This is a genomic window from Paenibacillus sp. 79R4 (genome assembly GCF_013393165.1).
Lineage (GTDB): Bacteria > Bacillota > Bacilli > Paenibacillales > Paenibacillaceae > Fontibacillus.
The window spans coordinates 13,849-28,606 of record NZ_QJOT01000012.1; the positions used below are offsets into that span (position 1 = coordinate 13,849).

Sequence of the window (14,758 nt, forward strand, 5' to 3'; positions counted from 1 at the left end):
CTCCCGTATTTCGAATGAGTAGTTTAATCTTATGAATTGCGCATTATTATGGATTCAAGCATATTGGCAACATGCTCGCATGCATCTGTGGTGGTCTCGAGTCGCTCGTAGATTTCCTTCTTCTTGATCAGAGTGATCGGATCCGTTACCTTCGCAAATAGTTCATTAATGCAAATGCGGAGTAATTCATCCCCCTGATTCTCCAGGTCATTCAGACGGATCGTATATTCACGAATTGCCAACAGCTTCTTCTGCGACAGCAAGTGAATCGCCTTCTGAATCTCATAGGCAGAATTGCGCAGAATCTCGGCAAACTTCGTGATATGCTCGTCCGGCTCATGCAAATGATACATGAAGAAACGGGACGTTGTCGCTTCCAATCCGTCCATCACATCATCCAGTGTTGTCGTCAGACTCATGATATCGTCTCGTTCGATCGGAGTGATAAACGTCTTGTTGAGTTCAACGATAATCGTATGTGTGTAGTTGTCACACTGCGATTCAAGCTCTTTCATTTTTTTCGCGAATTGGTCTACGTCTTTAAATTCCGCAACCTGCTGGGCGAAATAATCGGCCGATTGTACAATCGTATCCGCCATGTTCTCCAGGGTTTGGAAAAAGATATCCTTCTTCTTAACTCGCATCTGGAATCCTCTCTTCTCTTTTACGTTTGTTATACCCCTTACACTCCTATTACTAACCCACAATATATTATCATAACTTGAGAGGGTATAGATCATTTTGTCGAAAACATTTCATCTATATAACTTATTTTTGCCCCAGTGTTCCCAGCTCTATCCTTAAAGCTCCAGATTCATCCAAAGGAACATCCAGATTGAGCCAATAAAGCCCTGTCATGACCAGCAATTATTCAAGCTTAATATGACTCTCGAAATCAGGTTTGTTAGGGACGATATTGAAGTATGTTTTACCTGGGTAAAAGGGAACCTCGACATTGTCCTTAATGATGCGAATCACGTCATCCGCCTTGCGAATCCAGGTGCCACGAATGACTTTGCCATTTTGCAGCAGGATCGCATCCCCGCCCATCTCCAGATTAATGCTGAGATGCCCGATATCATCAAGCACCTTATGATCCGTACCCAGAATGACCACGTTCGTGCAGGTCAGCTGTTCCCCGGTGTCCAGGTCCTTGTGCGGCTCGCCATTAATAAAGCGCTTGTACAATTTGCTCTCCGCATCATATACATAGGATACCTTATATTTTTCAAGCTGAAACTTAACCTCCACAGACGTTGCCGGATCCCCTTCTCCCGGATCACTCGAATCGCGGAAAGGGTAGGTAGGAATCTCGGTATCCTGGGTCGAGTATTTCCGTTTATCAGCACCTTCGAGCAGCTTCTCTACATTGGAATATAAATTATGCGGTGCTTTTCGCGATTTATCTCTCCAGAAATAAGGTCCCGCATTCGTAATCTCGTCCAAATCTTCCTTGTGCTGGCGCTGTAAAATAGCAAAAGCATCGTTGCTGGCTCCGGCATGAACCGTAATCCCATGGTAACTTTCGCCAAGTTCGATCATATAAGGACGTATACTGCGGATTGGACCAACCTTGGCTACTTCGCCACCGCTTTGAAATATGGCCACCAGCCGAGTAATACCGCCCTCCATTAGCAGCTCATATACAATATCCGCCCCGCCTAATCCTGATTGTGGTCTGGCAGCAGGAGCATTATTGATCATAATGGCTAAAGGTCTTTGTGTAGTCGGCTCATCAAGCGGCAATCCGGTAAAAGGAGACTTGTATAGCGCCTGTTGTTCATCCGGTTCTTCCACCGGCGGTTCCTGAACATCTTCGCTTGGAATGGGCTGATCCGGTTCATTCAATGCATGGTTGCCTCCTTTCCCACATGCGGGAACAAGCAGCAAGCATGCCGCTAACAGCAGGGACAGACTGATTCTGGATAGATAAGATTTCATAATTCCTCCATTATTTTCTTCTATTAGCTCTGGTTCCCTCTATTATACGTTGAACCGACTCGCCTAGAAAAGACAAAAAAAGACTGCCGAATCGATCCATGGATCATTCGACAGTCCTTGTTGCGATATAACTCGCCTAAGTATTCTATATATGAACTCAATAATGTATCATTCAATTTTTTTTGATATTGTTCCACCGAATACCCAGCAGTTTAGACTTATACTGCCATATTGGTAATCCTGGAACAGCTTCACCGCTCTACGCTCATCATCCGCAGCTCCCATCGCATACAACAAAGGGGCGAAATGCTCATTTGCGTAAACAGGAACCGCCTTCCGTACATGCGGAGCCCGCCGCTCATAATCGAACAATATTCGCAGATTCCACTCTTGCAGCTGCTCGCCAATCCACTCATCAAATTCCACCGCCCAATCGGCGGGCGAGGATGCTCCGGACTCCAGCAGCCGCAGGTTATGCACTAGACCACCGCTGCCAAGGACAAGCACATTCTCCTGACGCAGTCGGGTCAGCATTTTGCCAATCGCATATTGCTCTGCAGGGGAACGTCTGGAATCCACCGACAGCTCCACTACAGGCACATCTGCCTCAGGGAACAACATCCGAAGCAGCACCCAGACTCCATGGTCGAGCCCTCTTCCCGAGGACATCTCATACGTTAAATTATTGTTGGCGAACAGTTCTCCGATCTGCTTGCTCAGTTCCCGATCTCCGGGAGCCGGGTAATGAATGCCGTACATTTCCTCCGGGAATCCATAGAAATCATGCATCGTCTCATGAATATCATCATTGCTTACAGCCTGAACAGGTGAATCGAAATGGGCTGAGAACACAACGACTGCCCTGGGTCTGCGCGGCAATTGCTGTATCAATTGCTTCAGAAATTGGGTGTAGTTATTGTCTTCAATCGCGAGTGTAGGGGACCCGTGCGCGAGAAACATTGCAGGCTGAGTCATCATACATACCTCCAGGGCACCAGAATGGTTACATCTTCATTGTATCCCTATATGTCGGTATTTACTAGTTCCCCCTAACGCAGCTTTGATCACGAAGTGAATCAAGAAATATGCCAGGCATCGGACCTTGAATTCAATCGGGACTCCCGGGGCCTCAAGCACCCACTACGTATGCTCCGATCCGCAGGCTCTAACTTCGTCCAATCTTTTTCGGTGCTGGAAGCGTTTTTTGCTGTCAGATCATCCAGTCTTGCCACTCGCGATGGGCATGCTCAAGCCCGCCAAGCCAATCCCTCGTCTTATGGATCAGCTGCTGCTGATGCCCACCGCTCGAATACGTATGATCCGCCTGGAAAATAATCTCCTTATCGCAGCGTCCTTCAGGCCGCATCCAGAATACCTTTTGGTATAAAAAAGCATAGTCAACTGGTATCGCATCATCAGAGGTACCGTGAACGACGAGCACATCGCCGGCGAATTTCTTCGCCTCCTGGAACGGCTGGTAGCCAGCAAGCGATTCAAAGAACTGCGGCGTAAGACCATAGCCCAAATAGTCGACCTTGCCTTTCGTTATCGCTTCATCATACAACTTACGGCTTGTGATCTTGACGATATCGTTGAATGGATAACCTACGGCTGACCACAGCACCAGATTTTTCACACGCCGGTCACGGGCCGCTGTCAGCAAGGCGATCATCCCGCCCAGGCTATGACCAATTAACGTCACTCGTTCCGGATCAATATCGCCCAGCCCCAGCGCATAATCCAGTACTTCCCTCGTCTGTGCGATCATGGAGTCCACACTCTCGCGGCCATAATCCCCACTGCTCTCCCCACAGCCGACATAGTCGAAGCGCACGACCATGGATCCCGCCTGCGCCAGCTCCCGTGACGTCTTCACGAACAAACGATCAACGCCAATCCGGCTGCCCACGAAGCCATGGCAAATAATAACCAAGGGCATCCGGTTTTTGCAACGCCCTTCTGTTTTCACCCCGACCGGGTAGTGAACACTCGCTGCAATTTCCTCAGTTCCATGCTGTATGATGATTTGCCGTTCCATCTCTATTCCTCCCCGTTACAACAATGAATACAATTCCGATAATTTTAATATGAATTATTGGTTTTATATTATCATCGCAGCTAACAGGGTGTCAATTATCAGCTATAGTATTGTCTGAGATAATGTGCGATCTTCTCTTTTCCTGATTGTTCTTCTTCAAACAGGGTTGGAGGGATATCCTCGGAGATCTGGATCGCCAGTTCCCGGCCATCCGCCAGCTCCAATTGCTCATCCTCGCCTACGACTTCCTCCAGACTGCCCCGTGAATGACTGTTGAGCAAATAACGGCGTGTTAATTCCGCTTCATTCTCCATGGATACTTTCCTCCTGTTTAACAAATTCCGTGATGATGTAGTTTCGTCTTGATAGCTGCCTTTTTATGCGATGTTCACGAAAAATACAAAAAGGACACCACTTCAAAGCGGTGTCCTGTGCAGCCTGATTCAACTCAAGTGCAAAAAAGTCCATCCTATTCTTTTGGAGGCTCGGTTATAGACGGCGTATTGGAAATGCCATGAATCAGCAACGATATGAATTGATCGGCCAGTACATTCATATTCGTAAATGGCTCCAGACGACCAGGCTTCGCCATGAATTCCTTCATGGAAGACAAGTACAGCACCAGCAAATGCGGTGAGATATCCTTTCGAATTTGCCCATTCTGTTGGCCACGGAACACCATCTCCTCGAACAGCGGCATGTTCTTCTGCTCATTATATTCAATCATCTGCTGCGTATATTCGGGGTATACATTAACCAGATCATTGATAAATTCGGGAGAATAGTCATTCATTTTCTGATAGCGAAGCAAATGGTGCATGAGTTCAATTGCATCATTGGATTGCTCCATCATTTGTGCAAAATCCGCATGCGTCTCTTCATTGATCGCCATAACTACGTGCTCGATCAAGCCATCCTTGCTGCTGAAATATTTGTAAATGGTCATTTTTGAAACAGGTACAGCCTCGGCAATTTGATCCATACTCGTGCCTGCAATCCCCTGCTCATAAAACAGCCTGCGCGCCGTCCGGATGATTTGCTCCTTTTTTCCATTAGCCACGGACAGTACGCCCCCTTTGTTCAGTATCATTTTCTATCTATTATAAACTAAATATCCTGCCGACGGAGCAAAATTGCAGCCAGCACTATTCCCAGAAAATAAACCAATAAGCAGATAGCTACCCCTGTCCAGGAAAGATACGATTCGGTTGCCATTCTGAGGCTATCAAAGATATTGAATAAGCTCCATTTCGACAGCCAGGAGATGGATTCACTTAGCCCGGAGAGCATTTTCAGCAGGAAGGATACCATAACGATACCGATGCTGATCGACATAGCCGCCCGCTCCGTGCGGACCAGTGTTGTGAACAGATAACCGATTCCGGCAAAGGCCATCGCTACCAGCAGGCCGGACAGCATCATGACAAGAACTGCTTCCGGGTTGCCAACCGTGCTAAATAGAGAGCCAAATAAATAGACGGAGCCCATAACAATAAGAAATACAACAAGCATCTGCACCAAATGCGCCAGCACTCGGGACAGAAAGATTTGCGTGCGTGAATAAGGTAGCGTAAACAGGAAATCCTGCGTCTTATTTCCCCGCTCACGTGCAATCGTCTGACTCCCCCACACTGCGGCAAATCCACCGAACAGCATCTGGTAGAACAATAGCGGCTCACTGCTCATCCAGCCCTCAAAGCTAGCCATCTGCTCCGGATGCATCCCGAAGGCTTCCAGCATGGCAGAAGGAATGGTCTCCATCAATTTGATAATGTCATTATTCTGCAGATAAATATCCGACACACCGGTGAACAGCACCTGAAAGCCAACAATGATGAAAAGAGCGATCGCGAAATTGCGCCGATTTACCCACCATTCATTCCTGACCAAATTTCCAATCATGCCTCTCATTGCTCTCCCTCCGTATGCTCCGAATAATCCTTCATAAATATCTCTTCCAGAGATGGCCGCTCCACGCGCAAATCATTTACGCCGACATCAGCCAGCATTCTCAGTACAGGTTCGATGGGGCCTGATACCTGAAAGGTATGCTCACCGTGCTGATACTCCGCATTCGGATCCAATTGATTCAATGCCAGCCTGTCAATAAGGTTCCCCTGATCGCGGAATAGGACTGTGAACTTGCGCAACATTCGTTCTGCAATCTCATCCACCCGGGATACTCTAAGCAGCTTGCCTTCCCGAATAAAAGCGACCCGATCGCAGAACCTCTCTACCTCAGACAGAACATGCGTAGAGAAAAATACGGTCATCCCTTCTTTATTCAATTCGCTTAACAGGTTGAAGAATTCATGTTGAATGAGCGGATCCAGACCCGAGGTTGGCTCATCAAGCACGGCCAGCTCCGGTTGATGTTGAAGACATTGCACAATCCCCAGCTTCTTGCGGTTCCCAAGGGAGTAATCGCGAACCTTGAGGCTCAGATCGAGCTGCAATCGTTCCGCCATCTCCAGCGCCATGGTATCCTGCAGATTTTTGCCGTAAGCCCGAGCGGCAAACTTTAGCACCTGAAGGCCGTTCATATCGCTGTCATACTGCACCTCGGAAGGAAGGTAACCGATTCTGCTGCGTATATCCGGGTTCTCCTTCCCGAGCGTCCTGCCCAAGAGAGAGATTTCTCCACCGGACGGATGCAGAAGCTGCATCAGCATACGAATTGTCGTAGACTTGCCAGCACCGTTAGGGCCGATAAACCCGAATTTCTCCCCCTCTGACACGGTAAAACCGATATTTTCTACACCGATCTTCTTGCCATAGTACTTCGATAGACCAGATATCGAGATCGCGTCCATGTCCTCCAACCTCCAACTGTACTTATATTAAATAATGAGTACATTATATATTATTGATTAATTTATTCAATATATTTTTATACTCAAAAATATTAATTAGTACAATTTTAGGTGTTATTTTATCAACGATATCTGCTGAGAAATCTTGATTGCCAAGCAAGTCTGCCTTGAATTGAATCGAGGGCTGCCCAGCTCTGAGCAACTCGATTGGCTTTCTTGTCAAAAGCGGACTTTCCACACGAACCCTGTATCCCCCTTCCCTTGCGATTCGGATAAAATTTACCGTATACTATTGAACAATATCAGCATAGTTGGAGGGTCTTGGATTGAACACTCAAGAGAAAGCTGCTAGAGTTGAACAACTCCGCCAGCAAATGAACCAAGAGAATGCAGCTTATTTTCAGGAAATGTGCAATTATGTCCGCAAAGAGGAAGAGATCAGCGACGCCAAAAAGGAAGAACTGCTGCTCTACCTGGCGCAGAAGATCAGCAAACATGAGCCTAAAGGAGTTAACGCTGACCAATTATTTGGAGCAAACGCCGCTGCTTACTGTGCACAGCTCATCGACGATGTCCAAATGCGCAGACCTCGGACTTTAAGAGAGAAGATCAAATACTACATTATGATTCCATGGGTGACGATCACCTGGGTATTCTTCATCTTTATGATTACCAGCTTCTTCGGCAAATGGTTCGGAGGGGAATTCGCCAATACAACCATTAATAGCGGGATCCTGGTGTTAATCGCCGGGCTGGCCATCGTATTTATCGAATCGATTACGCGGTTTCTCGGACCCGGGCAGGAGGAGGATGACGCCAAGCAAGCCGCACCTTCTCCAGACCCGAGGCAGTCGCGTAAATTTTTCGATATGAAAGCCTTCGGCATTTATATTATTATCGCTCTGGCCGTCGTTGCCGCCGGTTTGCTGCTCAACCGGATTATGCCCTCCTTCGTGGTTACCCCATGGCAGAGCTTGATCATCTTTATCATTGGGCTGCTTGGTCAAATCTTCATCTTCGCGCGGCGCAGCAAATGATTTATTGACTCAATCGGCAAAAACCTTGCTTTAAAATTGCGAATTTTTGAGGTAGGAAATCCCGATGGCAACCGGATGGACATATACCGCTCCTTAACAAAAATACAGCCCGATCTCCTAAGGAGACGCGGACTGTATTTTTTTCATGCTCTTGCTAGATTTTCTTCACAAATTCCGACTTCAATTTCATCGCGCCGAAGCCGTCAATTTTGCAATCAATATCATGATCGCCCTCGATCAGACGGATATTTTTCACCTTGGTACCAATTTTGATGACCGATGAGCTTCCTTTTACTTTCAAATCCTTGATTACCGTAATAGAATCGCCATCGCTTAGCACATTGCCGTGAGCATCCTTCACGACTCTCGCATCTTCATTCTCCACAGCGGAAGACTCAGCAGACCACTCGTGGCTGCACTCCGGGCAGACAAGCAAGTCTCGATCCTCGTACGTGTACTCAGAATTACATTTCGGGCAATTTGGGAAAGGCATAACTTCATGTCCTCCATTCATCATTGTCAGTTGTCCATGTAACTCCAGCTTACAAGCTTATAACAACCATTGTACTATAGTGACATAGTTCCATACCCTTGGCAAATCCCTCTTAGATTCAATGAACCGCAATCCAATAGGACTTTATTATTGTATTCCTATATTTACATTTATAAATAATAGGATGTAAGGCCTAGTACAATAGCATTATATTGACATTATCCTACATAATTATACAATGTGAATAGATTGATTTAATCATGACGGATCATTTATACATAACTGCTACTTTAGTAATGTTTTTCACATTTTTACGAGGAATACCTATTACTATTTCTTATTTAGGAGACGAAACTATGGCTAAAGATGCTAGAAATAAGTCGATGGGTTGGTTGAAAGGTGTTCTAACTAATCAAAATGAACCCGTTCCTACGAACCTTGAGGGGAAGGAAGAACCATTAGAGCTGGTGGAGATTATTACTAGTAATAAGGAAATCTCCAATCCGGCCGAGAACTCCGGCAAGAAATACATATTGTCCAAAGAGAATCTTGATAAGGTCTCTTTCGATCTGGTGCTGTCTCTGGAGAATATGCTGAATGAACGGCAATTGCTCGTGTACAAGAACGAAGATTTCGAGACTCAACTGGATGCGGCCAACGAGACGATCAGCCGTCTGAAGTACGATTTGGTCAAGAAGGAACAGCTCATACAGGACAAGAGCAAAGAGATTCGCACGCTCGAGACCAGCCTCACCAACAAACAGATGAGTTATGATCAATTGCTTGAAGACTATAAAGAGTACCAAAGCACTTCAAACCATGATTTTGAGAAGATCTCCAATCAATTGGAGAAAGAAATTAACAAATATAATTTATTAAAGGAAGAGTCCGCTAATATTCAGTATCAAAACATGGTGAATATTAGAGAACTGGAAGAGAGAATTAGAGAGCTGGAAGTTGAAAATCAGAAGGTAGATGAGCAATGCACTAAGATTAAGGCCGAGAAAGATGAATTGATGAAGACCATCAATGATTTCACGGAGCGAATGAGCTTCTCCTTCTCTTCCAAGCCCACTGTAAGCGATTAACGACCACCTGATCTCTAGTCACACTAGAGAAAGGAGATTACTATGCCTGTGCCAGTCTATCTAGGAAAAGTGCTGGAATTGCAGTCCGTTTCAAACCAAGCGGATCAATCCTATTTAACTATCAAAATATCATCTGAGCAAGAACCAGGTACCGAGGTACTATGGAAAATTGACAACACTACAGCGGATCATTTGCAAGCCATCTTTGAACAAGAACTTGATCCCGATGCCGTTAATAAATATCGCTTGTCCTTTTATACCGCTCGGGATTCCGCCAATAGCTGCTATGTCAGCTATCTGACGAGGACTTATTGCGAGCAAAGCGAGCGGATCTATTTCACCTGTTCTGAACAATATGTGCACGACTTGCAATCTATTAGAACAAATGAATCCATCGATGGGCTAGAGTTCCTGACCCCCTTACCCGAGACAGCGCCTGAGCCTGATTCTTCGAAATCTGAGAACGCGCGTCCATATCTATCCAACCGGGGACTTATCTGGTCAGCCATTGTTTTGATGAGCATCATTATTTTAATGCTGATAGGTTCCGCGGTACCTGCTTTCTCTTACAAGATGGCTAGCGGCATAGATGCCGATACTCAGCTGGTCGGGGGCATGACCAAGACAGTTGATAGCATTGAGGGGCTTACTTCAGAGATAGGATCGATAACCGCCGTCAATCCTCAATTCCAAGCACCAGCAGCGGAGCAGAAAATAGCTAAAGCCGTGGACGCTCCGGCAAGGCCTGCCAATGAGCCGGTTGTTTCGTTTGTGGAATTGAACGATACCTTGAATTTTAGTATTCCGAAAGGCCATGTCGCCCTTACCTTTGACGACGGACCTTCCAAGTTCACAGAGAAGATTGCCGACGTATTGAAGGAGTATCGAGTGGGAGGAACTTTCTTCTTTATCGGAGAAAATGTTGAGAAGTATCCCGAATCGGTTCAGTATGTGAAGGAGCATGGGTACTCAATCGGCAGCCACAGCATGCATCACCTGGAACTGACCAAGCTATCCAAGGCGAAGCAAAAATACGAAATTACCCAGCCTAATGAGATGATTGAAAAATTGACCGGAGAACCTGTCGTTCTCTTTCGCCCGCCCTACGGGGCCAAAAATAAGGCGCTCGTCGATTACATAAATAATACGAATCATAAAATGGTATTATGGGATATCGATACGCTTGATTGGAAGAGCCGGAACGCGGATAAAATTTATCAATCCATCCAAAATGCGCAACCCGACGGTTCTATCATACTCATGCATGAAACGAAGGCTACGCTCGAAGCCCTGCCTAGAATTATTAAATATTTGCAGGATCAGAAGCTTGATATGGTGAGTTTGCGATAATAGCTATGGAAAAGCCGACACCTTGAGGGTCGGCTTTTCCATGTTCTATGACTTATTAGCCCTCGCGTAAATAACGCACAGCGGCGGAGTCAAGCTGAAGGTCGCCGGCCTTGAGACTCTCCTCAAGCTGCTGCCTTGTACGGCAACCGATGATCGGAAATGCCGGGAACGATTGAGAGGTCAAATAGGCGAGCGCCACCTCCGTACCGGAGCAACCCAGCTGCTTAGCCGTCTCCTGGACACGCGCCAGACGGCCAAAATTGACCTCATTGTAGAACATATTTACAACGCTGACTTTGGTACGTTCTTCTGGACGATATTTCCCGCTAAAAAATCCTTGGGCTTGCGATGTATAAGGGATAGCGGCAAGTCCTGTTGATATATGATAATCCAGCATCCGTCCATCCATCTGAACCGTCGTTGGATCGGCAATCCCCTCCGGGTTCACCACAGCCAGACTCCATTGCATCTGATTCGCAACAAAGCCTGATTTGCCAATAGAAGCAGCATACTGTCGTGCCGCCTCAATCCGCTCCACCGTCCAGTTTGAGCAGGCGTAATAACGAATACACCCCGCCCGTACATGCTCCTCAAGCATATCGATGATATCCTCCACAGGTCTGGAGATATCATCGCGATGCAGCCAGTATAGATCAATGACATCAGTGCCTAGATTAAGCAAGCTATGATCCAGATCGAAGGCAATGTCCTCCCTGGTTAATCTGCCCATGGACATCTTATCCCGAGCCGGATGTCCCCCTTTGGTCGCCAAAATAATCGAACTACGCTGGCCCCGGCTCTTCAGCCATTTGCCCAGGGTCTTCTCAGTAACGCTCTTCACATCGCTCTCCCAATCAGAGTACACACTGGCCGTATCAATGAAATTTCCGCCCCGCTCACAATACGCATCAAGCAGTGTGAAAGCATCAGCCTCGCTAATCGAAGCTCCAACGCCAGCCGTCCCGAAGCAAATCCGCGCCGCCTCAAGCTCTGTATTTGGAATATGCCCGCATCTCATATGTATATCCCCTCCCATCAATCCTTTATTAGAATTTTGAAATCATCATAGTTTAAAAAGCCTCTTTATGAGAATAAGCAGCGGATAACCTGCTTATAGGCAAGTCATCCGCTAGGCAAGTCTATGGTTCAAGCTCAGTGCACCAAGCAACGAGGCCTCTCATCACCTCAATAAACTGCGGCATCAGCAGGCCTTCGGAGAGATGGGCTGGCGTCAGGCAGCCCACTCGCCCTGAGCCGTACGCATGGTACCAGCCCGCTTTACTCTCGCCGTCTATAGAAGAAGAACGCAAAAATACAGTCGTCTTGGACTCATCGCAAGCTACGAAGTAATGCTCATCCATGAAAGCGAACGACGCCCCAAGCTCTCCCAGCTCCGTGCCTGGCAACGGGGTATACGTGACTTTGCTGTGCTCTGACGGGTGGGATAAGAAGTGCCCCTGCAGCATTCTCACATAAGCCCCACCTACAGGGTAGGAGGCAAGACCGGAGTGCCAGGCAAGCCAAGCCCCGCCTCCGGCAACATAATCCGCGATGTTCTCTGCCACCGGAGGCGTCATCCACTGTTTCACCTGTTCCGACTGCGGATCGATCCGATCCTCAGCGAACAGAACGACCAGATCAAGCAATACACCTGACGGACGAACCAGCTCCTGCTCAAGCTGCTCCACACCTGCATAAGCGACCTGTAATCGACCATCCTTGACGAACGGCTCGACCACCCGATCGAACGACTTCTTGGCCAGTTCAGCATCATGATAGAAGTCTCCGACAATTGCTAGTACACGCTTCATCTCTAATCATCTCCAATCTGCTTCTAATAGAGTTACTATATACGTAAGAACGGAAGACGCAATAGAAAAGCCGTTCGACTAGCGCCCCTTCATCTCCGGTTCTAACGGAAATGGGAGCCGTTATTAGGTCAAAAAAGCGACCGTGGAAAATCTAACGGAAATGAGTGACCTTATTAGGCAAATTTTCGGCCAAATGGGGTCGTTAACCCACCAATAGCGCACCACATTTCCGTTACAATTCTAATGTGCTAATAAATAGCAAAATAGAGACCGTGGTTTCCGTTAGCTCACTTCTTGAGCTTACTCCTAGTGCTCACTTCCAGTGCTCACTTCCAAAACCACTTCCAGTGCTCACCCAAGCTCACTTCCAAAACCACTTCCAGAGCTCACTTCCAGAACCCACTCCCAAAGCTCACTTCCAGAGCCCACTCCCAGTGCTCACTCCGATCAATAAGGCATAGCCTCGCCCTTATGATTGATCATCCAGCTCTCCTGCTCCGGCTGAATCTTCCGCTCTGCAAGGTTCAAGAGTCCAACCGCTGTATCCTGCGGATGCCCGGGGGCCCGGTCTCCCCCCATCTGCGTCTTGATCCAGCCAGGGTGTACGCTGTACACTACGAAGCCCTGCGGCGCGAGTTCCTTGCGCAACTGCGCAGTGAAGAAGGTCAATCCGCACTTTGACAACGCGTACGGATAATCTGCTCCGTACGCCGCTGAGAAGCAGCCCGCCTCTGAGCTGATATTGATAATGCACGGCTGATTGCTCTTGCGCAAGAGAGGCAGGAAATGCTTGGCCACCTTCATCGGTCCATACAGATTGGTCTGCATTGTAAGCTCCATATCCTTGAAATCAAGCTGCTCCAGCTTCTGATCACGCGCAATCAGTATGCCTGCATTGTTAATGAGAGCGTCGATATGACCGTGCTTCTGCTCGATCTGAAGCCTGGCCTCGCGAATTTCGCGTTCATCATTCACATCCAGTTGTACGATATCAAGCTGCTGCGAGTATTTGTTACTCAGTTCCTGCAAATGTCCAATGCGCTTTATGTCCCGGACAGTAGCCATCACCTGATGCCCGCGCTCCAGCGCCTCGCTTGCCGTTGCCAGCCCTAAGCCCTGAGCGGCCCCTGTCAACAAAATCTTCATATTTTGCTCTCCTCCCTCTAGGATCAGTCCTGCTCCGGACCGAGCTCCTGCAAGCCCAGCGTTACGCCAAGCCTCTTCTCCGAATCGAAATAACAGTAGCGCCCGGCGCCATACTCTCCCTTATGATTGAGTGGATAACCCCTCTGCTCCATGAAATCGATATGCTGGTTGAAGCCGTCGACCGTAAACATAATAAAGTGAACACCCTCGCCATGCGCCTGCTTGAATTCATTCCACGGACTCGGCTCATCGTACGGCTCCAGCAATTCCAGCACCATCGGCCCCATCTGCAGCACACACATCTTTGTGCGGGTAGGGCGAAGCTCACCGCGCTGCCAGGTATAGGAGTCAGCCGAAGGCTCGTAGACCGCATCAGGATCAGGAACAGAGATCGCGGGAACCTCCATCCCGAACAGCTGGCAGAAATGCTTGGCCGCCGCTTCAATATCGTTAACGACAATCCCCATCTTTAACAAGTGATTATTCGATATATGTTCCATTCTTCTCCACCCCTATTTTTAGAAGTTGTTCACAAAGACCGCTCTGGACAATAAAGCCAGTTAAGGGTATTCAATTATCATTCTCCAGCAATTCCACCAACACCTTCAGCTCGGCAAAAGAATCCATATATGCATAACGCCCGCCGGTATATTCGCCCTTTTGAATCAGCGGCATTTGCTGCGCCTGCATAACGCTAACCTTCTCCTTCATTCCCTTCACGAAGAAGGCGATATGATGCACTCCTTCGCCATGCTCGTCGAGAAATTCCCGCCAGGTGGAAGGGTGCTGATCAGGTTCGATCAGTTCAATCTGCAGTTGGCCGCAATCAATGAACGCGAGCTTCGCCCGGGCCGGGGAGGACTCTCCCTTATATTCCGTCTGTGCAACATCTGCGGTATCCGTCCAGGACCACTTGGGCTGCTCAATTCCGAAAAATTTGGCGTAGCTCTGGGCTACCTTCTCAATATCGCGAACAATAATACCAATCTGAGTAACAATCGTGGTCCCGAGCAAGCTTTTTTCCATAATAAATCGTCTCCT

At 47.6% G+C, this 14,758-nt stretch carries 18 protein-coding genes; 3 read left to right on the plus strand and 15 right to left on the minus strand.

Annotation, left to right across the window (positions count from 1 at the left end; genetic code table 11):
- Positions 1-29 precede the first annotated feature (29 nt).
- The 9 genes from DMN77_RS16970 to DMN77_RS17010 all read right to left on the minus strand — a co-directional run bounded on the left by DMN77_RS16970 (position 30) and on the right by DMN77_RS17010 (position 7,030).
- Positions 30-644: a DUF47 domain-containing protein gene (locus DMN77_RS16970; protein ID WP_068778218.1), complete on the minus strand. Its 615-nt coding sequence runs from the start codon at positions 642-644 to the stop codon at positions 30-32.
- 223 nt (positions 645-867) lie between these two features.
- A complete protein-coding gene (locus DMN77_RS16975; RefSeq protein WP_179015778.1) occupies positions 868-1,941 on the minus strand; it encodes a DUF3048 domain-containing protein in 1,074 nt (357 codons plus the stop codon).
- 168 nt (positions 1,942-2,109) lie between these two features.
- A complete protein-coding gene (locus DMN77_RS16980) occupies positions 2,110-2,916 on the minus strand; it encodes a DODA-type extradiol aromatic ring-opening family dioxygenase (protein ID WP_068778220.1) in 807 nt (268 codons plus the stop codon).
- A 235-nt stretch (positions 2,917-3,151) separates the two neighbouring features.
- Positions 3,152-3,979 (minus strand): alpha/beta hydrolase family protein, encoded by an 828-nt coding sequence (locus DMN77_RS16985; RefSeq protein ID WP_068778221.1) that lies wholly within the window; start codon positions 3,977-3,979, stop codon positions 3,152-3,154.
- A gap of 98 nt (positions 3,980-4,077) precedes the next feature.
- Positions 4,078-4,293 (minus strand): hypothetical protein, encoded by a 216-nt coding sequence (locus DMN77_RS16990; protein ID WP_068778222.1) that lies wholly within the window; start codon positions 4,291-4,293, stop codon positions 4,078-4,080.
- A gap of 155 nt (positions 4,294-4,448) precedes the next feature.
- Complete coding sequence (locus DMN77_RS16995; protein WP_372776102.1) at positions 4,449-5,039, minus strand: TetR/AcrR family transcriptional regulator; 591 nt, start codon at positions 5,037-5,039, stop codon at positions 4,449-4,451.
- Between the two features lie 47 nt (positions 5,040-5,086).
- Entirely contained in the window at positions 5,087-5,890 is an 804-nt protein-coding gene (locus tag DMN77_RS17000; protein ID WP_068778224.1) for an ABC transporter permease subunit, read from the minus strand.
- Positions 5,887-6,792 carry an ABC transporter ATP-binding protein gene (locus DMN77_RS17005; protein ID WP_179015780.1) on the minus strand — a complete coding sequence of 302 codons (906 nt, stop codon included), beginning with the start codon at positions 6,790-6,792 and terminating at the stop codon, positions 5,887-5,889. The genes DMN77_RS17000 and DMN77_RS17005 overlap by 4 nt, the downstream gene beginning before the upstream one ends.
- Positions 6,793-6,835: 43 nt before the next feature.
- Positions 6,836-7,030, minus strand: coding sequence for a hypothetical protein (locus DMN77_RS17010; RefSeq protein WP_068778226.1), 195 nt, complete (start codon positions 7,028-7,030; stop codon positions 6,836-6,838).
- Positions 7,031-7,118: 88 nt separating this feature from the next.
- Here DMN77_RS17010 and DMN77_RS17015 point away from each other — a divergent pair, with 88 nt between their 5' ends.
- Positions 7,119-7,829: a hypothetical protein gene (locus DMN77_RS17015; protein ID WP_256872462.1), complete on the plus strand. Its 711-nt coding sequence runs from the start codon at positions 7,119-7,121 to the stop codon at positions 7,827-7,829.
- 154 nt (positions 7,830-7,983) lie between these two features.
- Here DMN77_RS17015 and DMN77_RS17020 read toward each other — a convergent pair whose 3' ends face one another.
- Positions 7,984-8,322, minus strand: a complete 339-nt coding sequence (locus tag DMN77_RS17020) for a zinc ribbon domain-containing protein YjdM (RefSeq protein ID WP_068778227.1) — start codon at positions 8,320-8,322, stop codon at positions 7,984-7,986.
- A 356-nt stretch (positions 8,323-8,678) separates the two neighbouring features.
- Between DMN77_RS17020 and DMN77_RS17025 the strand changes: the two genes are divergently transcribed.
- A complete protein-coding gene (locus DMN77_RS17025; protein ID WP_179015781.1) occupies positions 8,679-9,410 on the plus strand; it encodes a hypothetical protein in 732 nt (243 codons plus the stop codon).
- A gap of 48 nt (positions 9,411-9,458) precedes the next feature.
- Positions 9,459-10,760 carry a polysaccharide deacetylase family protein gene (locus DMN77_RS24300; protein WP_179015782.1) on the plus strand — a complete coding sequence of 434 codons (1,302 nt, stop codon included), beginning with the start codon at positions 9,459-9,461 and terminating at the stop codon, positions 10,758-10,760.
- Between the two features lie 55 nt (positions 10,761-10,815).
- On the opposite strand, the gene DMN77_RS17035 is transcribed toward DMN77_RS24300, so the two are convergent.
- The 5 genes from DMN77_RS17035 to DMN77_RS17055 form a co-directional block, all read right to left on the minus strand.
- Positions 10,816-11,778: an aldo/keto reductase gene (locus tag DMN77_RS17035; protein ID WP_179015783.1), complete on the minus strand. Its 963-nt coding sequence runs from the start codon at positions 11,776-11,778 to the stop codon at positions 10,816-10,818.
- 121 nt (positions 11,779-11,899) lie between these two features.
- Entirely contained in the window at positions 11,900-12,571 is a 672-nt protein-coding gene (locus tag DMN77_RS17040; protein WP_179015784.1) for a ThuA domain-containing protein, read from the minus strand.
- A gap of 447 nt (positions 12,572-13,018) precedes the next feature.
- Complete coding sequence (locus tag DMN77_RS17045) at positions 13,019-13,717, minus strand: SDR family NAD(P)-dependent oxidoreductase (RefSeq protein WP_068778232.1); 699 nt, start codon at positions 13,715-13,717, stop codon at positions 13,019-13,021.
- Positions 13,718-13,740: 23 nt separating this feature from the next.
- Entirely contained in the window at positions 13,741-14,217 is a 477-nt protein-coding gene (locus DMN77_RS17050; protein ID WP_068778233.1) for a VOC family protein, read from the minus strand.
- A gap of 70 nt (positions 14,218-14,287) precedes the next feature.
- Entirely contained in the window at positions 14,288-14,743 is a 456-nt protein-coding gene (locus DMN77_RS17055; RefSeq protein WP_068778234.1) for a VOC family protein, read from the minus strand.
- Positions 14,744-14,758: the final 15 nt, after the last annotated feature.